At 68.5% G+C, this 18,805-nt stretch carries 16 protein-coding genes; 4 read left to right on the top strand and 12 right to left on the bottom strand.

Annotated features, from left to right (window positions below):
- Nucleotide 1: 1 nt before the first annotated feature.
- From hfq to dusB, 6 genes are all read right to left on the bottom strand, one after another.
- A complete protein-coding gene (gene hfq / locus GDR74_RS09575; protein WP_152586102.1) occupies nt 2-256 on the bottom strand; it encodes an RNA chaperone Hfq in 255 nt (84 codons plus the stop codon).
- A gap of 177 nt (nt 257-433) precedes the next feature.
- Nucleotides 434-1,804 (bottom strand): nitrogen assimilation response regulator NtrX, encoded by a 1,371-nt coding sequence (gene ntrX / locus GDR74_RS09570; RefSeq protein WP_152586101.1) that lies wholly within the window; start codon nt 1,802-1,804, stop codon nt 434-436.
- The gene (locus tag GDR74_RS09565) at nt 1,801-4,050 is read right to left on the bottom strand and encodes a sensor histidine kinase NtrY-like (protein WP_152586100.1); all 2,250 of its coding nucleotides are present in this window, start codon (nt 4,048-4,050) and stop codon (nt 1,801-1,803) included. The genes ntrX and GDR74_RS09565 overlap by 4 nt, the downstream gene beginning before the upstream one ends.
- A gap of 99 nt (nt 4,051-4,149) precedes the next feature.
- Nucleotides 4,150-5,616, bottom strand: a complete 1,467-nt coding sequence (gene ntrC, locus GDR74_RS09560) for a nitrogen regulation protein NR(I) (RefSeq protein ID WP_152586099.1) — start codon at nt 5,614-5,616, stop codon at nt 4,150-4,152.
- An 8-nt stretch (nt 5,617-5,624) separates the two neighbouring features.
- Nucleotides 5,625-6,731, bottom strand: coding sequence for a two-component system sensor histidine kinase NtrB (locus tag GDR74_RS09555; protein WP_152586098.1), 1,107 nt, complete (start codon nt 6,729-6,731; stop codon nt 5,625-5,627).
- Entirely contained in the window at nt 6,728-7,747 is a 1,020-nt protein-coding gene (gene dusB, locus GDR74_RS09550; protein ID WP_152586097.1) for a tRNA dihydrouridine synthase DusB, read from the bottom strand. Before dusB ends, GDR74_RS09555 begins: the two co-directional genes overlap by 4 nt.
- A gap of 172 nt (nt 7,748-7,919) precedes the next feature.
- On the opposite strand from dusB, the gene GDR74_RS09545 reads away from it, so the two are divergent.
- Nucleotides 7,920-9,113 (top strand): bifunctional 2-C-methyl-D-erythritol 4-phosphate cytidylyltransferase/2-C-methyl-D-erythritol 2,4-cyclodiphosphate synthase, encoded by a 1,194-nt coding sequence (locus GDR74_RS09545; protein ID WP_152586096.1) that lies wholly within the window; start codon nt 7,920-7,922, stop codon nt 9,111-9,113.
- On the top strand, nt 9,110-9,628 hold the full coding sequence (locus GDR74_RS09540) for a CinA family protein (RefSeq protein WP_152586095.1): 519 nt from the start codon (nt 9,110-9,112) through the stop codon (nt 9,626-9,628). The genes GDR74_RS09545 and GDR74_RS09540 overlap by 4 nt, the downstream gene beginning before the upstream one ends.
- Here GDR74_RS09540 and GDR74_RS09535 read toward each other — a convergent pair.
- The 4 genes from GDR74_RS09535 to GDR74_RS09520 form a co-directional block, all read right to left on the bottom strand.
- Nucleotides 9,598-10,065, bottom strand: a complete 468-nt coding sequence (locus GDR74_RS09535) for a type II toxin-antitoxin system RatA family toxin (RefSeq protein ID WP_152586094.1) — start codon at nt 10,063-10,065, stop codon at nt 9,598-9,600. The two genes, GDR74_RS09540 and GDR74_RS09535, sit on opposite strands and share 31 nt — an antisense overlap.
- A 1-nt stretch (nt 10,066) precedes the next feature.
- Nucleotides 10,067-10,603, bottom strand: coding sequence for an AAA family ATPase (locus GDR74_RS09530; RefSeq protein WP_152586093.1), 537 nt, complete (start codon nt 10,601-10,603; stop codon nt 10,067-10,069).
- A gap of 11 nt (nt 10,604-10,614) precedes the next feature.
- The gene (gene lipA, locus GDR74_RS09525) at nt 10,615-11,577 is read right to left on the bottom strand and encodes a lipoyl synthase (RefSeq protein ID WP_152586092.1); all 963 of its coding nucleotides are present in this window, start codon (nt 11,575-11,577) and stop codon (nt 10,615-10,617) included.
- Between the two features lie 180 nt (nt 11,578-11,757).
- Nucleotides 11,758-12,477 carry a winged helix-turn-helix transcriptional regulator gene (locus GDR74_RS09520; RefSeq protein ID WP_194164497.1) on the bottom strand — a complete coding sequence of 240 codons (720 nt, stop codon included), beginning with the start codon at nt 12,475-12,477 and terminating at the stop codon, nt 11,758-11,760.
- A gap of 104 nt (nt 12,478-12,581) precedes the next feature.
- Between GDR74_RS09520 and GDR74_RS09515 the strand changes: the two genes are divergently transcribed.
- Together GDR74_RS09515 and GDR74_RS09510 are read left to right on the top strand one after the other, a co-directional pair.
- Nucleotides 12,582-13,445, top strand: a complete 864-nt coding sequence (locus GDR74_RS09515) for a class I SAM-dependent methyltransferase (RefSeq protein ID WP_152586090.1) — start codon at nt 12,582-12,584, stop codon at nt 13,443-13,445.
- Nucleotides 13,446-13,691: 246 nt separating this feature from the next.
- Nucleotides 13,692-15,746 carry an NAD(+) synthase gene (locus GDR74_RS09510; protein ID WP_152586089.1) on the top strand — a complete coding sequence of 685 codons (2,055 nt, stop codon included), beginning with the start codon at nt 13,692-13,694 and terminating at the stop codon, nt 15,744-15,746.
- 92 nt (nt 15,747-15,838) lie between these two features.
- On the opposite strand, the gene lpdA is transcribed toward GDR74_RS09510, so the two are convergent.
- Nucleotides 15,839-17,275: a dihydrolipoyl dehydrogenase gene (lpdA, locus tag GDR74_RS09505; RefSeq protein WP_152586088.1), complete on the bottom strand. Its 1,437-nt coding sequence runs from the start codon at nt 17,273-17,275 to the stop codon at nt 15,839-15,841.
- Between the two features lie 110 nt (nt 17,276-17,385).
- Nucleotides 17,386-18,795 (bottom strand): pyruvate dehydrogenase complex dihydrolipoamide acetyltransferase, encoded by a 1,410-nt coding sequence (locus tag GDR74_RS09500; RefSeq protein ID WP_152586087.1) that lies wholly within the window; start codon nt 18,793-18,795, stop codon nt 17,386-17,388.
- Between the last annotated feature and the right edge of the window lie 10 nt (nt 18,796-18,805).

Here is an 18,805-nt window from a genome sequence, read left to right as displayed (position 1 = left end):
CTCAAGCCTTTTCGCTGGCCTCGTCGGCTTGGTCGAAGAGTTGAACAGGCTGTCCCGGCATAATTGTGGAAATGGCGTGCTTGTACACCAGCTGCGAGTGCCCGTCCCTGCGTAGGAGAACGCAGAAATTGTCGAACCAGGTCACCACTCCCTGGAGTTTCACGCCATTCACGAGGAAGATCGTGAGAGGTATCTTGTTCTTCCGGACGTAATTGAGAAAGGTGTCCTGAAGGTTCTGCGTGCGATCGCCCGCCATTGAAGTTGCCTCGTCAGCCCGTCGCCGCCGATCTTGGCTATGGGGCCGCCTCTATATGGTTGTCCGCCCTGGGGCGGTGGTCGACCGGCCCCTTATTACAGGGCGAACCGTAAGGTTAAGCAAGAGGCCTTCCCCTTCTTATATCGCCTCCTGGCATAATTTCCCGTGGATCGCGGCCTAGCCGCCGATCCCGAGGGACTTCAGTTTCCGATGGAGAGCGGAGCGCTCCATGCCGATGAATTCGGCTGTCCGGGAGATGTTGCCGCTGAAGCGGGCGATCTGCGCAAGAAGATATTCCCGCTCGAAGATCTCGCGCGCCTCCCGCAAGGGAAGGCTCATCAGCTTCTCGCCCCCTGCCCCGGCCGGCGTCGAAGGCACCAGGGTTCCGATCTCGGACGGCAGCATGTCCGCCGTGATCGCCGCTTCCGGGTCGCCGGAGGTGAGAATCATCAGGCGCTCCACGTTGTTGCGCAGCTGCCGCACGTTGCCTGGCCAGTCATGGGACTGCAGGACGGCCATGGCGTCGTCCGCGATTCGGCGCTTGGGCAAGCCCGTCGCGGCCGAGATCTGGTCCATGAAGAACTCGATCAGCTCCGGCACGTCCTCCCGCCGCTCGGCAAGGGAGGGAACGCGGATCGGCACCACGCTCAGGCGGTGGAACAGGTCCTCCCGGAAGCGGCCTGCGGCGATCTCCGCCGGCAGGTCCCGGCTCGAGGAGGAGATGATGCGCACGTCCACATGGACCCGCGTCGAGCCCCCGACCCGCTGGAAGTTCTGGTCCACGAGGACCCGCAGGATGCGGTTCTGCGTCTCGCGGGGCATGTCGGCGATCTCGTCGATGTAGAGCGTGCCCCCATGGGCCTCCTCGAGAGCGCCGATGCGGCGGCCGCGCCCGTCCTCGCCCTCGGTGCCGAAGAGCTCCGCCTCCATGTTCTCGGGCGTGATGGTCGCCGCCGAGACGACCACGAAGGGGCCGTTCGCCCGCGCGGACATGCTGTGGATCGTCCGCGCGGTCAGCTCCTTGCCCGAGCCCGGCGCGCCGGTCACGAGAATGCGTGCATTGGTTGGCGCCGCCCGCTCCACGGCCTGGCGGAGCTGGTTGATGGCGACCGAACGACCGGCGATGCGGCTTGCCTGGACGGAGCGCGCGCGCAGGTCTCGCACCTCCCGCTTGAGGCGCGACGCCTCCAGGGCCCGCTCGGCGACCAGCACGAGCCGGTCGGCCTTGAACGGCTTCTCGATGAAGTCGTAGGCCCCGCTCTTGATGGCCGAGACGGCCGTCTCGATGTTCCCGTGGCCGGAGATCATCACGACCGGCAGCTCGGGATGCTGCTGCTTGACGAGCTCCAGAACCTGGAGGCCGTCGAGGCGGCTGCCCTGAAGCCAGATGTCGAGGAACACGAGATGGGGGCGGCGCGCCTCGATGGCGGCCAGGGCCTCGTCGGAGGTTCCGGCCGTGCGCGTGCGATGCCCCTCGTCCTCCAGGATGCCCGCCACGAGTTCGCGGATATCGGCTTCGTCGTCGACGACGAGAATGTCAGCACTCATAGGCCAGCCCCCCGGGAATCGCCTCTCGCGGACCCGACCGAATTCTTTTCCGATGCAACATGGTTCGTCTTTGGTATCCACATGCGGACCTGTCCACCCCTTCCGTGCGGGTTATCGACAAGGTCCATGCCTCCACCGTGCTCTTCCAGAATCTTCGCGACGATGGGAAGTCCGAGCCCCGTCCCCCCTTCGCGCGTGGTCATGTACGGCTCCAGGAGCCGCTGCCGTCCTTCCTGCGGAAAGCCCTTGCCGTTGTCGGTCACGGCGACGATCAGGTAGGCGGGATGCGTGTCGTCCAGCAGCACCGAGATGCGCCCCTCGCCCCGCTCCTGCTCGGGGACTGCGGCAATCGCCTCCGTGGCGTTCTTGACGATGTTCGTGACGGCCTGGGACAGGAGCCGGCGGTCGAAGGGCGCGACGACCGGATGCTCGGGCAACTCGTCCGCGAACTGGATCTCCGGATGGGCGATCCGCATCATGAAGACCACCTGCCGGATCGTCTCGACCAGGTCCTCCTCGCCGATGGTGGGCTTCGGCATGCGGGCGAAGGACGAGAACTCGTCGACCATGCGCTTGATGTCGTCCACCTGCCGCACGATGGTGGCCGTGCACTGGTCGAACACCTCGCGGTCGGTGGTGATGACCTTGCCGTACTTGCGGCGGATGCGCTCCGCCGAAAGCTGGATGGGCGTGAGCGGGTTCTTGATCTCGTGCGCGATGCGCCGGGCCACGTCGGCCCATGCGGAGGTGCGCTGCGCGCTCACGAGATCCGTGATGTCGTCGAGGGTCACGACGAGTTCGCGCTCCTCGCTGCGGACGTTCTCGCCGGTGACGCGCACGTTGATGGTCCGTTCCTTGCCCCTGCGGGTGACCTGGATCTGCTTCTGCATGAGGCGGTGGCGCCCATGCTGCATCTCCTCCACGAGATCCGCGACCTCGGGCAGCACGTCGGCGATCGGGCGTCCGAGCAGCTCCTCCGCCGAGGCCGCGAGAAGCGCCTCCGTCGAAGGATTGACGATGGTGATCCGCCCTTGCGCATCGATGCCGATGACGCCCGCCGACACCCCGCCCAGGACCGCCTCCGTGAAGCGGCGCCGGCGGTCGATCAGTTCGCTGGCCGCCATCAGCCCGTCGTGCTGGTGGCGCAGCTCCGACGTCATCTTGTTGAAGGTCTCGCCGAGATGGGCGAGATCCCCCTCCCCGCGCCGGATCGGAACCTGAACGTAGAAGTTGCCGCTCGCCACCTGGTCCGTGGCATGGATGAGCCGGCGGATCGGCGCGACGAGGCGATTGGCGAAATTGAGCCCGAACCAGATGGCCGAGAGCAGCACGATGAGCGCGATCAGCGCGAACATGGAGGCGAAGGCGACCTGAATGCCGACCTTCTTCTGCTCGAGCGCCTCGTAGAACGCGACGCCGGCCTCGGCGACGGGCGGGAATTCCACGGCGCGGGGATCGACCTCGCGGGCCACGTAGAGGATGCGTCCGCCATGGGCCTGCAGCTTCAGGACCGCCCGGAAGATGTTGCCGCTGCGGGGGAACAGGCACAGGGCCTCGTTCTCGCTCGCGTCACGCAGGTCGGCCTGCGTCGGCGGCGGCACGCCCTCGATGGCCTTCGCCTCGAGCTTCTCGACCACGGTTCCGTCCGGCTCGAGGAGCTGGACCAGGGGAAAGCCCAGGAAGATCGCGCGGGAATTCATGAAATCCCGAAAAACCTTGCGGTCGGCGTCGTAGAGGACCTTGGCCCGGTTGAGATCGGCCGCCATCAGCTGGGTCTCGCGGGCCAGCGTGCGGCATTGCAGCTCCCGGTAGGACCGCGCGATCTCGACGGTGTTGATCATCAGGTCCTTGATGGAGCCGGTGAACCAGGGATCGAGCCCTCTCTCCAAGGTGACGACCGCCACGGCGGCGACCAGGATGGCGGGCAGCACCGCCACGAGGCTGAAGAGCCCCACGATCCTCACATGCAGGCCGGCCGCCGCGGCACCCGCCCGGCGCTCGTGCATCAGCCGCTTGGTCTGCCAGGCCACGATCCCCAGGAGCAGGAGAATCAGCACGCCGTTGAGGATGAAAACCCAGATGACCACGTTGTGCGTGGGCAGGATCGGCGTCAGGCCGGCGAGGACGAGGAAGGTGGTGAGGGCCGAGGCCAGGGCGAGCAGAACCGCGATGGGGCCCAGCCAGCCGAGACTGCGCTGGACCTCGTCGGTCGTCTGTCGCTGTGCCTGATTGTCCTGGCGTATCAAGACCGCTGCCCCGCAATTGAGGCGCAACGAACCGTACGCCCTCCGTATGGGTGATGCACCAACACAACACTGTGGTCAAATTATTACAGCCGAAAGGGCCTACCGCCCACCGGACCGGATCACCTGGAGATCGAGGTCCCGGACCTTTTTCCGGAGCGTGTTGCGGTTGACCCCGAGAAGCTCCGCCGCCCGGATCTGGTTGCCCCGCGTCGCCGCCAGGGCGGCCCCGATCAGGGGGCCTTCGACCTCGCGCAGGACGCGGTGGTAGAGGCCCGGAGGCGGCAGACCGTCCTTGAAGCCCGCGAAATAGTCCACGAGATGCCGCTCGACCGCGTCGGACAGCCCTTCGGAGGCCGCCGGCGCAGAAATCGCCCCCGGCTTTCCCGCCGCCGGGGGCATCGGCAGAGGCTGGGAATCGAGTTCGGCATCGACGATCGCACCGGTGATGGTGTCCTGCGGGTAGAGGGCGGCGAGGCGGCGAATCAGGTTCTCGAGCTCGCGCACATTGCCCGGCCAGCGGTAGCGCTTGAGCCTGTCCATGGCCTCCGCGTCGAGTTGCTTCCGCGACAGCCCTTCCCTCTCCACGAGGGCGAAGAAGTGGCGCGTCAGGTCGGGAATGTCCTCGACCCTCTCCCGCAGGGGCGGGAGCCGCAGCGGCACCACGTTGAGGCGGAAGAACAGGTCCTCCCGGAACAGGCCCTGCTGGATCAGCACGCGCAGGTCCTTGTTGGTGGCGGCGACGATGCGGACATTCGTCTTGATCGGAATGCGCCCGCCCACCGTCGTGTATTCGCCCTGCTGGAGAACGCGCAGCAGGCGGGTCTGCGCCTCCATCGGCATGTCGCCGATCTCGTCGAGGAAGAGGGTGCCTCCTTCCGCCTGTTCGAACCGCCCTGTGCTGCGGGACGTGGCGCCCGTGAAGGCTCCCTTCTCGTGGCCGAAAAGATCGGATTCGATCAGCTCGCGGGGGATCGCGGCCATGTTGACAGCGACGAAGGGTCCCTGGCGCCGCTTGCCGTAGTCGTGCAGGGCCCGCGCCACCAGCTCCTTGCCCGTGCCGGACTCGCCCGTGATCATCACCGTGAGATCCGTCGGCATCAGCCGGGCGAGGGCCCGGTAAATGTCCTGCATGGCCTGCGAGCGACCGACGAGGGGGATCTCCCCCTCCTCCGGGGAAGGCTGCGGCGAAGGCGCCGCCCGCGGGCGCGCCAGGGCGCGGCCCACCACCGCCACGAGTTCCTTCAGGTCGAAGGGCTTCGGGAGATACTCGTAGGCCCCGCGCTCGGATGCCTTGATGGCGGTCATGAAGGTGTTCTGCGCGCTCATGACGATGACCGGCAGCTCGGGCCGCAGCTTCTTGATGCGCGGCAGGAGATCGAACGCGTTCTCGTCGGGCATGACGACGTCGGTGATCACCAGGTCGCCGTCTCCCTGGGCCACCCAGCGCCACAGGGTGGCGGCGTTGCTCGTCGAGCGGACCTCGTAGCCCGCCCGGGACAGGGCCTGGTTGAGCACCGTCCGGATGGCGGCATCGTCGTCGGCGAGAAGAATCTGTCCGCTGGGCATGGTTCGCCTCACATTTCCGCCGCGCGGCCGTCGCCGCCGCGGTGCATGGGCAGGAGAATTCGGAACGTCGTGCGCCGGGGCGCGGGATCGCACTCCACGATCCCGCCGTGATCTCCGACGATCTTCGCGACCAGGGCGAGGCCGAGGCCGCTTCCCTGGGCCTTGGTGGTGACGAAGGGGTCGAACAGGTCGGCGGCGAGATCCTGGGGGATGCCCGGGCCGTTGTCGCTCACGGCGACCTCGATCGGCAGGCTGACCTTCTCCCGCGAGCCCGGGACCTGGAGTCTCACGCCCGTCCGGAACGCAGTCGTCAGGACGATCTCGCCGTCCGTCGCGTCGATGCCGATGGCCTCGGATGCGTTCTTGACCAGGTTCAGGACCACCTGGATCAGCTGGTCGCGGTTGCCGAGCACCGGCGGCAGCGACGGGTCGTAGTTCTCGACGAAGCGGATGCGGCGGGCGAAGCCGGACTGGGCGAGACGCTTCACGTGATCGAGCACACCGTGAACGTTGACGGGGCCGCGCTCGACGGGCCGTTCCTCGCCGAACAGCTCCATGCGCTCCACGAGCTTCACGATGCGATCGGTCTCGTCGCAGATCAGCCGGGTCAGGAGCCGGTCTTCCTCGGCGGCGGACTGCTCGAGAAGCTGCGCGGCGCCGCGGATGCCGGAGAGCGGGTTCTTGATCTCGTGGGCCAGCATGGCGCCGAGCGCGGTGATCGAGCGCGCCGCGCCGCGATGGGTGAGCTGCCGGTCCATCTTGTCGGCGATGGTGCGCTCCTGGAACATCACCACGACATCGTCGCTGCCCTCCCCCAGCGGCGTCGCGAAGACGTCGACGATCCTCTCGGCTCCGATCCTGGGGCTGCCGATGTCCACGCGGTGCTCGCTGACGCTTGAGCCGCGCTGGCGCACCTCTTCGATCAGCCCCGTGACGGGGGACCCGAACGGCAGGATGTCGGCGAGAGTCTGCCGCTGCATCACGCGAAGGCTCACCTCGAAAAAGGCTTCCGCGGCCGCGTTCGCGTGGCGGATGCGTCCGTCGCGGCCGACCGTCAGCACCGGCAGCGGCAGCGCGTTCATCACGAGGTCGTTGATTCCGACGCCCGGGGTCATGCGGCCTCCTGCACCGGTTCCGCGTAGAGCCTGCGGAGAATGGATGCCACCCGTTCCGGCTCCTCGGAGGTGACGAGCGCCAGGCGCAGCTCCGCCGGGACGTGGAAGCCCGCCGCCGCGGCGACGTCCGCATAGGCAGCGAGGTGCTTGCGGGCGTGCCGGACGCCCACATGGACGCCATAGAGCGACAGGAGGCCCTCATAGTGCTCCACGATCGCCGCGGTCTTCGCCGACGGCGACGGCTCCGGCAGCGAGCGGCCCTGAAGCGCCGCGCCGATCTGACCGACGATCCAGGGTCGGCCCATCGCCGCGCGTCCGATCATCGCCGCCTGCGCCCCGGATGCGGCGAGACAGCGGCGGGCGTCGTCGAGAGACCCGACATCGCCGTTGGCGATGACGGGGATGCCGACCGCCGACGACACCCGGGAGATCGCCTCCCAGTCCGCCTGTCCCTTGTAGAACTGCTGCCGGGTTCGTCCATGGACCGTCACGGCCCGGGCCCCGAGAGCTTCGGCGCGGCGGGCGAGCTCGGGGGCGTTGATCGTCGCATGGTCCCAGCCGAGCCGCATCTTCACCGTCACCGGGACGCTCGCCGCGGCGACCGTCGCCTCGATCAGCCGGCAGGCATGGTCGAGGTCGCGCATCAGGGCGGATCCCGCATAGCCGCCGATCACGCGCTTCGCCGGACAACCCATGTTGATGTCGATGACGTCGGCTCCGGCCGCTTCGGCCACGCGGGCGGCCTCGGCCATCCAGCGCGGCTCGCATCCGGCGAGCTGCACCACATGGGGCGCGATCCCCGCCCCTTCCGCGCGCAGCCGGGCCTCCGCCGAGCCCTGAACGAGCTCGTCCGAAGCCACCATCTCGGACACGACCATCCCGGCGCCCATGCGCCGGGCGATCCGCCGAAAGGCGGCGTCGGTGACGCCCGACAGCGGCGCGAGAACCGCGGGGACCTCGACCGGAACCGGGCCGATCCGCAGCGGATCGCCGCCTATTTTTTGATCAGTGCTCATTGTGCCCATTTAATAGACAGAGGAGAGCCGGCGCAAGCGTGCAGTGACAAGCCGTCTCGGGCGCCGGGACGCTCTCGCGACGGTTTCCGGGTCCCATCTTGGGTCCGGAGGGGATTTGCCGTAAGACCGCGGCAATCCTGGCAGCCGCCACAACCCGGAGAACGCCTCACCGATGACCGTTGCCGCACTCATCGTCGCCGCCGGGCGCGGATCCCGGGCGGGCGAGGGCCTTCCGAAGCAGTATCGGCCGGTCGGGGGGCTCCCGGTCCTCGCCCGGACCCTGCAGGCGTTCCGAGCCCATCCGGACATTTCGCGGATCGTCGTGGTCATCCACCCGGACGACGCGGAGCTTTATGCGGCAGCGGTTCGCCGGGCCGATGCCGGGAGCGATGCTTCCCTCCTGTCCGTGCCCGGAGGCGAGACCCGGCAGGAATCGGTGTTCCGGGGCCTCGAGGCGCTCGAAGCCTTCGCGCCGGCCTCCGTCCTCGTCCACGATGCCGCCCGTCCGTTCGCCGACCGTGCCCTCATCGACCGCGCCATCGCCGCGGCGAGGCGCACGAATGCGGCCGTCCCCGGGATTCCCGTGACGGACACGGTCAAGGTCGTCGCGCCGGACGGGCTGGTCGTCTCCACGCCCGACCGGGCGAGCCTGCGGGCGGTCCAGACACCGCAGGCCTTCTCGTTCCCGGCGCTTCTGCAGGCCCACCGGAGGGCCGCCGCGGAAGGATTGCGCGACTTCACGGACGACGGAGCGCTCGCCGCGTGGGCCGGCCTTCCGGTCCATGTCTTCGAAGGCGATCCGCGCAACGTCAAGCTGACCCACGGCGCCGACTTCCTCGATGCGGAGCGGCGCCTGAACGAGGGAACCATGACATACCTGACGCGGCTCGGAACCGGCTTCGACGTCCATGCCTTCCAGGACGGCGACCACGTCTGGCTCGGAGGGATCCGGGTCCCCCACGATCGGGGCGTCCTGGCCCATTCGGATGGGGACGTGATCCTCCACGCCCTCACGGATGCGATTCTCGGCGCCCTCGCCGACGGGGACATCGGCACGCACTTCCCGCCGAGCGACCCGCAATGGCGCGGCGCCTCGTCCGACCGGTTCCTGGCCCATGCGGCCGGGTTGGTGCGGCAGCGTGGGGGCATTATCGACCACCTGGATGCCACGCTTCTCTGCGAAAGGCCTCGCTTGGGCCCGCATCGCGAGGCGATGCGCCGGCGCATCGCCGATATCGCGGGGCTGCGGCTGGACCAGGTCTCCCTGAAGGCCACGACGACCGAGAAGCTCGGCTTCACCGGGCGCGGAGAAGGGCTCGCCGCCCAGGCCGCCGCGACGATCCGCCTGCCGGAGACGGCCCCGTGACGGAAGACCTCAAGGAGCGGGCCGCCCGCCTCATCGCCGCCTATGCCGGGCGGGGCCTCATGGTCGCCACCGCCGAGTCCTGCACCGGCGGGCTCGTCGCGGGGCTCCTCACGGAAATCGCCGGCTCCTCGGCCGTCGTCGAGCGAGGCTTCGTGACCTATTCCAACGAGGCCAAGGCGGAGGCCATCGGCGTGCCCATGGCGCTGATCGCGGCGCACGGCGCCGTCAGCGAGCCGGTCGCCCGGGCCATGGCGGAGGGAGCGCTCGCGCATTCACGGGCCCAGGTGGCGGTGGCGATCACCGGCATCGCGGGGCCGGGCGGCGGGAGCGCCGCCAAGCCGGTGGGTCTCGTGCATTTCGGCCTGGCGCAGAGGGGCCGCGAGACGATCCATCTCGAGCGTCGCTATGGAGACATCGGCCGCGAGAACGTGCGCCGCCGCGCCGTGGCGGAGGCGCTGGGGCTCCTCGAACGGGCCCTCGACGGTCAGGCGCCGGTGACGGAGGGGGAACGGTAGATTTCGTCGGCCCGGGCCTCGAAAGCCTCCGCGAACTTGCGGAACGCCTTGTCGAACACCGCGCCCATCAGGAGGCCGAGCGAGAAGCTCTTGAACTCGTAGTTGATGTAGAAATCCACGTCGGTGCCGTTCGGCGTCTCGCGGAAGATCCAGCGGTTCTCGAGATACTTGAACGGCCCGTCCACGTATTCCACGTCGATGCGCAGGCGCGGGTTGTCGAGTTCGACGCGGCTCGTGAAGCTTTCGCGGATCGCCTTGTATCCGACCGTCATGATGGCCACGAGCGTCTCGATCCCCTCCCCGCTCTGAGCCCGGCGCACGATGCGCAGATCCTCGCACAGGGGCAGGAACTCCGGATACTTCTCGATGTCCGCGACGAGGGCGAACATCTGCTCCGGGGTGTGCTTCACCAGCCGGTTCGAACGGAATGAGGGCATGTCAGGCGGCCTCTGCGAGGATGGACGGCAGACCGTCGGCGAAGGCTTGCACCGCGCGCGGGGTGCGCAGGACGATGCGTTCCTGGTCCGGCCTCAGGCCGTCGAGGCGGGCGAGGATCCCCGGGCGGGTCCGGGACGGATAGGTCCAGATGTCCCGGATGAAGGTGACGTAGTCCCAGTTGAAATATTCCGGACACCCCGGAGCGAGGTCCACCCGCTCCCGGCGATAGTTGAGCGCGAGCCGCCGCAGCGCGCGCGGCAGGCACAGCCAAGGAGGCAGGTCGAGCCAGACGACCGCCGTGGCGCGGTCGATCAGGCGATTGGCGGAATCGAAGTATTCTCCGTCCATGACCCAGGCAGACCGCTCCGCGAGGGTCGCGGCCTGGCGGTCCCAGACGTCCTCCGCCGGCTTCACCCAGCCCGGACGCCAGTACTCCCGGTCGAGGTGGACGAGCGGCAGGCCGAGCGCCTCCGCGATCCGCCGGGACAGCGTGGTCTTGCCCGCCCCCGGCGAGCCGATGACGAGGATCCGGCGCATCGCGCGAAGTCTCACCCCTTCAGAGCGCCCAGGCGCGCCGCCTTGAGGCGGGCGAAATCCTCGCCCGCATGGTGGGAGGAGCGTGTCAGCGGCGTCGCGGACACGAGAAGGAAACCCTTCGCGTAGGCGGTGGTTTCATAGGCCTTGAACTCCTCCGGCGTGACGAAGCGCTCCACCGGGTGGTGCTTGCGCGTCGGCTGGAGGTACTGGCCGATGGTAATGAAATCCACGTCCGCCGAGCGCAGGTCGTCCATGAGTTGGAGCACCTCGTTCCGCTCCTCGCCGAGGCCGACCATGATGCCGGACTTCGTGAAGATGGTGGGGTCGATCTCCTTCACCTGCTGGAGCAGGCGGATGGAGTGGAAATAGCGGGCGCCGGGACGCACCTTCAGATACTTGGAGGGCACCGTCTCCAGGTTGTGGTTGAAGACGTCGGGCTTTGCCGCCACGACAACCTCGAGCGCGCCGGGCTTGCGCAGGAAATCGGGCGTCAGGATCTCGACCGTCGTCTTCGGGGACCGGGTCCGGATGGCATGGATCACGTCGGCGAAATGCCGGGCGCCGCCGTCGGGCAGGTCGTCCCGATCCACCGAGGTGATGACCACGTGCTCCAGCCCGAGCTTCTCCACCGCCTTGGCCACGTTCTCCGGCTCCAGCGGGTCCAGCGGCCCCGGAAGGCCTGTCTTCACGTTGCAGAAGGCGCAGGCCCGCGTGCAGGTGTCGCCCATGATCATGAAGGTGGCGTGCTTCTTTTCCCAGCACTCGCCGATGTTCGGGCAGCCCGCCTCCTCGCAGACGGTGACGAGCTTGTTCTCCCGCACGATCCGGTTGGTCTCTGCCCATTTCGGCGAGCCCGGAGCCTTCACGCGGATCCAGTCGGGCTTGCGCTGCTGCACGGGCTGGTCCGGCCGGTGTGCCTTTTCCGGGTGGCGGGGACGGTTGTCCTTGTTCAGAAGGTCGAGAACGACGGCCATGAAGCGTGAACCTTGAGCGCAGATCGGAGCCGGAAGGCATATGGGGATGACTTAAGGGTTTCGTTGTCCTTTCGCAAATCCCGCGTCATGCCCGCCGGCCATGGCGGAGCTGCGATGGGTGCCGGGCACGCGAGGAATCCTTGCCGGACCTGGCCCGCGGCGGCCTCCTCGGAGCCTGCTTCAGCGCGCCCGGGGCGGGACGATGGGGAGATCGCGGCCCACCACCCGGTCGAGCCGCAGCCAGCGGTCAAGATTGCCGGCCACGTCGCGCGGGCCCTCGACGGCGAGGGCGCGGTGCGTCGCCTCCCGCCAGTTCAGGTGCCCGAGATAGACGTCGACCAGCGTCGCGATGCCGCCCGATACGATGCAATCCACCGGATAACCCGGGTCCTTGAGGCAGACGTCCACGAGGTCGCGCTGCAGGACGAGCCAATGCAGCCGCCTGCCCGTCCGGCAGTGGGGGATGCCCGACAGGTCGAAGCGGACCACCACGCGCCGGGCGGGAAGCGCCTCCCGGTCGACCCGGCGTCGAAGGGCCCACATCAGCACGGTGGAGTCGTAGTCGTCTCCCGTGACCCTTCGGCGTCCATGGGCCAGCCCCCACCGCCCGAGGCTTTCGATCACCTCCCGCAAGGCTTCGCCTGCCTCCGTGAGCTTCCACAGATGTCCTTTGTCGGGATTGCCTTCCCTCGGCACCTTGGCGACGATCCCGTCGCTCTCCAGCTGCCGGAGGCGCTCGGAAAGGAGCGCACGCGACATCCGGGGCACGCCGCGGTGGATGTCGTTGAAGCTCATTTCGCCGAACATGAGCTCGCGCAGCACCAGCGGAGTCCACCGGGTGGCGACGATCTCGGCCCCTTTCGCAACGGGGCAGAACTGACTGTATCCGCCTTCGGCCATGCGCAAAGGGGAACACAAATGCCGACCTCGCGCCAGTTCAGAAACCGAACTTGAGGGCATCGGCTCGTTTACGTGAGTTTGGGCCGCCTAAACAGGAGGTTCCTATGACATCTACATCACAACCGTCCCTCGCCACCGGTTCCGCGGCCCCGCGCCCGCCCGTCCCGGCACCGGCCGATTTCGCAGCCGTCAAGCAGCGCCAGCAGGCAACCTGGGCCGCGGGCGACTATGGAGTGATCGGGACGACGCTCCAGATCGTCGGCGAGCTGGTCTGCGAAGCGGTGGACCTGCGGGCCGGCGAGCGGGTGCTCGACGTCGCGGCCGGCAACGGCAACGCGTCGCTTGCGGCGGCGCGCCGCTGGGCGGAGGTCACTGCCACCGACTATGTCGGGGCCCTGCTCGACCAGGCCCGTGAGCGGGCCCAGGCCGAACGCCTTCCGATCCTCTTCCAGGAGGCCGACGCCGAAGCGCTCCCCTTCGACGACGGAAGCTTCGACGTCGTCCTGTCCACCTTCGGCGTGATGTTCACGCCGGATCAGGAGAAAGCGGCGAGCGAGCTGGTCCGGGTGTGCCGCCGCGGCGGGCGCATCGGCCTGGCGAACTGGACGCCGGACGGCTTCATCGGTCAGCTCTTCAAGACCATCGGCCGCTACGTGCCGCCGCCGGCAGGCGTGAAATCGCCAGCGCTGTGGGGCACCCAGGCGCGCCTTCAGGAGCTGTTCCCCGGGCTCGAAGTCCGCGTGACCTCGCGGTACTTCAACTTCCGCTACAAGTCGCCCGCTCACTGGATCGAGGTCTTCAAGACCTACTACGGCCCGACCCATCGCGCCTTCGGCTCCCTCGACGGAGTCCGCGAGGCGGCGCTGCAGTCCGACATCGCGGAGCTGATCGGGCGCTTCAACCGGAGCGGCGGCGATGCGATGATCGTGCCGAGCGAGTATCTCGAGGTCGTCGTTACCAAGCGCTGAGCGGGTTAACCGCCAACACCTCCCTTCCCTGCTGATCGCGGCAGCACCCGCGGCCCGCAGGGAGGACCGCGCGGATGGGCAATGCTGGGGAGCGGAGCCCATCCGACGACGGCTGCGGCGAGGGTTCCCCCCTCGCCGCCCAGAGATGCCGCTGCGCAGGCACGAAATGCGCAGGACGGCGGACATGCGAGCTTGATATGCGGCGGGCCGCGCCCCAAAGATGGGGCAGCACCGATCGGACGTCGAATGATCTCGTTCTTCTCGCCCTACCGTCATGACTTCGCCCGCATCGCGGCCTGCGTGCCCCAGATCGAGGTGGCCGATCCGCCGTTCAACGTCGAGCGGACCCTCGACCTCCTGCGCCAGGGGCACCGGGAGCGCATCGCCCTCATGGTGTTTCCCGAACTCGGGCTGTCCGCCTACGCCATCGACGATCTTCTGCAGCAGGACGCTCTCCTGGAGGCGGTCGAGCGCGGCATCGCCCGGCTCGTGGCCGAGAGCGTCGGCCTGTTCCCGGCCTTCGCAGTCGGCGCGCCGCTGCGGTGCGACGGCCGGCTCTACAATGCGGCAGTGGTGATCCACGACGGGCGGGTTCTCGGCGTCGTCCCCAAGGCCTACCTGCCCAATTACCGGGAGTTCTACGAGCGCCGCCATTTCACGCCCGGCGCCGGCATCCGCGGCGCGGAGATTTCGATCGCGGGAGCGCGGGTTCCCTTCGGGACGGATCTCCTCTTCCGCTCCGCGGGAAGCTGCGCCTTCACCTTCCACGTGGAAATCTGCGAGGACATGTGGGTGCCGCAGCCGCCGAGCACGGCCGCCGCCCTCGCCGGAGCGGAGATCCTTCTCAATCTGTCGGCCAGCAACATCACCATCGGGAAGGCCGAGGACCGCAGGCTGCTGTGCGGCTCCCAGTCCTTCCGCTGCATCGCGGCCTATGCCTATTCGGCGGCGGGTCCCGGCGAATCGACCACCGACCTCGCCTGGGACGGCCACGGCGGGATCTTCGAGGACGGCCTGCGGCTTGCGGAGACCGAAAGGTTCCCCTCCGGCTCCACCATGGCCGTGGCGGACGTGGACCTGGGACGCCTGCGCCAGGAGCGGATGCGCCGGGTCACCTTCGGCGATTGCGGGCGGGAGCTCGCCGTTACGCCCGCCGACTTCCGCATCGTCCCCTTCAGGCTCGACGCGCCGGAAGAGGCGCTCCCCTTGAGGCGCCCGGTCGAGCGCTTCCCCTACGTCCCTTCCGATCCCGCCAAGCTCGCGGAGAACTGCTACGAGGCCTACAACATCCAAGTCCAGGGCCTGGCGAAGCGCCTGCAGGCAACGCGCACCGAGAAGGTGGTCATCGGCGTCTCCGGCGGCCTCGACTCCACGCAGGCGCTGCTCGTCAGTTGCCGCGCCATGGACAAGCTCGGCCTGCCGCGCACCAACATCCTCGCCTATACCCTCCCCGGCTTCGCGACGAGCGAGGGGACCAAGGGCAATGCCTGGGCGCTGATGCGGGCCCTGGGCGTCACCGCCTCGGAGATCGACATCCGGCCCGCCGCTCGCCAGATGCTGACCGACATGGGCCACCCCTTCGCCGAGGGCCGGCCGGTCTACGACGTGACCTTCGAGAACGTTCAGGCGGGGCTGCGCACGGACTACCTGTTCCGGCTCGCCAATCACCACCGCGGCATCGTGGTCGGCACGGGCGACCTGTCGGAGCTCGGCCTCGGCTGGTGCACCTACGGCGTCGGGGACCAGATGTCCCACTACAACGTCAACGCGTCGGTCGCGAAGACGCTGATCCAGCACCTCATCCGCTTCGTCGCCGCATCGGGCGACGTGGACGACGCGACGGCCCGCATCCTCCATGCGATCCTCGCAACGGAGATCTCGCCCGAGCTGGTGCCGCAGGACGCCTCCGGGCAGATCCAGTCGACCGAAGCGACGATCGGCCCCTACGCGCTGCAGGACTTCAATCTCTACTACCTGACGCGCTACGGCTTCCGGCCCTCGAAGATCGCCTATCTCTCCTGGCACGCCTGGAAGGACCCCGAGGTCGGCGCGTGGCCGCCCAACATCCCCGAGGGCGCGCGCCGGTCCTACGACCTGGCCGAGATCAAGCGCTGGCTGAAGGTATTTCTCGGCCGCTTCTTCACCAGCCAGTTCAAGCGGACGGCGATGCCGAACGGGCCGAAGATCTCCTCCGGCGGCTCCCTCTCCCCGCGCGGCGACTGGCGGGCTCCGTCCGACGCCGGGCCGGGAGTCTGGCTCGCGGAGCTCGAAAGCGGCGTCCCCGATACCGAGCAGGATTGAGCGGGACGCGGCGGCGCAGCCCGAAAAGCGAAAGGCCGGGCACCGGGCCCGGCCTCGCAGGGAAAGCCGAAGGCGGTCAGCCGCCTTTTTCCTCACACGTGGATCACGCGACCATAGGCGTCGAGCACGCTCTCGTGCATGGTCTCGGAAAGCGTGGGATGCGGGAACACCGCGTGGATCAGCTCCTCCTCGGTGGTCTCCAGGTTCATGGCGATGACGAACCCCTGGATCAGCTCGGTCACCTCCGCGCCGACCATGTGCGCGCCGAGCAGCTGCCCGGTCTTCCTGTCGAAGATCGTCTTCACAAGGCCCTCGGGCTCGCCGAGCGCGATGGCCTTGCCGTTGCCGACGAAGGGGAAGCGGCCGACGCGGATGTCGTAGCCCTGCTCCCTCGCCTTCGCCTCGGTGAGGCCGACGGAGGCGATCTGCGGATTGCAGTAGGTGCAGCCGGGGATCTTGCCCTTGTCCATGGGGTGCGTGTGGAGGCCCTTGATGGTCTCGACGCAGATGACGCCCTCGTGCTCGGCCTTGTGGGCGAGCATGGGCGGGCCCGCCACGTCGCCGATGGCGTAGATGCCGGGCACGTTCGTGCGTCCGAGCCCGTCCGTGACGATGGTGCCGCGCTCGATCTTCACCCCGAGCTTCTCGAGCCCGAGATTCTCGATGTTGCCGACGACGCCCACGGCCGAGATCATCCGCTCGGCCGTGATCGTCTGCGCGCCCTTGCCGTCGTCGATGGTGGCCGTGACGGAGTTGGCGCCCTTTTCCACCTTCGTGACCTTGGCGCCCGACAGGATCTTGATGCCCTGCTTCTCGAAGCGCTTGCGGGCGAGCTTGGCGATCTCCTCGTCCTCGACCGGCAGGATCTGCGGCATCACCTCGACCACCGTCACCTCGGCGCCCATGGTGCGGTAGAAGGAGGCGAACTCGATGCCGATGGCGCCCGAGCCCATGACGAGGAGCGACTTCGGCATCTCCTTCGGGACCATGGCCTCGAAATAGGTCCAGATCAGCTTGCCGTCCGGCTCGATGCCGGGCAGCACGCGCGGGCGGGCTCCGGTGGCCACGACGATGTGCTTGGCCTGGTAGGTGCCCGGCTCCAGGATTCCCTTCGGCGGAGGCACCTGCGGCTGCATGGCGGGCTTCTTCGGCGCCGTCACGACGACCTCGCCGGGCTTGGAGATCGTCGCCTCGCCCCAGATCACGTCGACCTTGTTCTTCTTGAGCAGCATGCCGACGCCACCGTTGAGCCGGCCCGAGACGCCGCGCGAGCGCTGCACCACGGCTCCCGCATCGAAGCCGATCTTCTCGGCCGAGAGGCCGTAATCCTTGGCGTGCTGGAAGTAGTGGTAGATCTCGGCCGAGCGCAGCAGCGCCTTGGTGGGAATGCAGCCCCAGTTGAGGCAAATGCCGCCCAGATGCTCGCGCTCCACCACCGCGGTCCTGAAACCGAGCTGCGCCGCGCGGATCGCCGCCACGTAGCCGCCCGGACCTCCGCCGATGACGATGATGTCGTATTGGTTTGCCATAAAACTCCCCCGTCATGCCCGGGCTTGGCCCGGGCATCCATGTCTTTGAGAGCCGGACCGTTGAAGGAAGGCGTGGATGGCCGGCACGAGGTCGGCCATGACGTTACCGGTTAGACCAGCATCCCCATCGGGCTCTCGATGAGCTGCTTGAAGGCGGCCAGCAGTTCGGCGCCGAGGGCGCCGTCCACCACCCGGTGGTCGCAGGAGAGCGTCACGGTCATGGCCTGCACCACGGCCGGGGCGCCGTCCTTCACAACCATGCGGCTCTCGCCCGCGCCGACGGCGAGGATCGTGCCGTGCGGCGGGTTGATGACGGCCTGGAAGTTCTTGATGCCGAACATGCCGAGGTTGGACACCGCCGTGGAGCCGCCGGTGTATTCCTCCGGCTTGAGGCGGCGGTTGCGGGCGCGGCCCGCGAGGTCCTTCATCTCGGCGGAGATGGCGGTCAGCGTCTTCTGCTCGGCCCTGCGGATCACCGGCGTGAACAGGCCGCCCTCGATGGCGACCGCGACCCCCACGTCCGAGTGCTTCATCCGCAGGATGCGATCCTCCGCCCACACCGCATTGGCGGCGGGCACGCGCTGGAGCGCGACGGCGAGCGCCTTGATGACGAAGTCGTTGACCGAGAGCTTGTAGGCCGGCTTGCCGTCCTTGTCCTTGGGCGCGGCGGCATTGATCTGCTCGCGCAGGGCCATGAGGGCGTCCAGCTCGCAATCCAGCGACAGGTAGAAATGCGGCACGGTCTGCTTCGACTCGACGAGCCGCTTGGCGATGGTCTTGCGCATGCCGTCGAGGGGCACCTCCTCGTAGGTGCCGGGCTCGAACATGGCCTTGACCTGCTCCGCGCCCATGCTCGGCGCGAGCTGCGGGGCCGCGGGCTGCGCCGCGGGAGCCTGCATGGCGGCAGGCGCGGCCGCGGGCCTGGCGCCGCCGGAGATCGCGGCGCGGACGTCCTTCTCGACGATGCGGCCATGCGGTCCTGAGCCCTGGATCGAGGCGAGGTCGACCCCCGCCTCCCTGGCGATCCGGCGCGCGAGCGGCGAGGCGAAGATGCGCTGCGCGCCCTCGCCCGCCCCGTTCGGACGCGCCGCCGGCGCCGGCCCGGCGGGCGCAACGTTGGCGCGGGCATCCGCCATGTGGGCGGAGCGGTCGCCGGGAACGGCGTCAGCCTGCCGGGCCGCCGGTGCGGGGGCAGAAGCGGGCTGCGCGGCAGGCGCGGCCTCGGCCTTCGGCGCAGGGGTCCCGGCAGACGGGGCCGAGACGCTCTTCGGATCCTCGCCCTCACCGGCGATGAGCGCGATGGGCTGGTTCACCGGCACGTCGGCCGTGCCCTCGGGCACCAGGATCTTGGCGAGGACGCCCTCGTCCACCGCCTCCACCTCCATGGTGGCCTTGTCGGTCTCGATTTCGGCGATCACGTCGCCGGACTTCACCGTGTCGCCTTCCTTCTTGAGCCACTTGGCGAGGTTGCCCTTCTCCATGGTGGGCGAGAGGGCGGGCATCAGGACGTTGATGGGCATGGCGTTTTGA

It is taken from the genome of Microvirga thermotolerans, from assembly GCF_009363855.1.
Classification (GTDB): Bacteria; Pseudomonadota; Alphaproteobacteria; order Rhizobiales; family Beijerinckiaceae; genus Microvirga; species Microvirga thermotolerans.
This window is presented reverse-complemented; position numbering and strand designations above follow the sequence as displayed.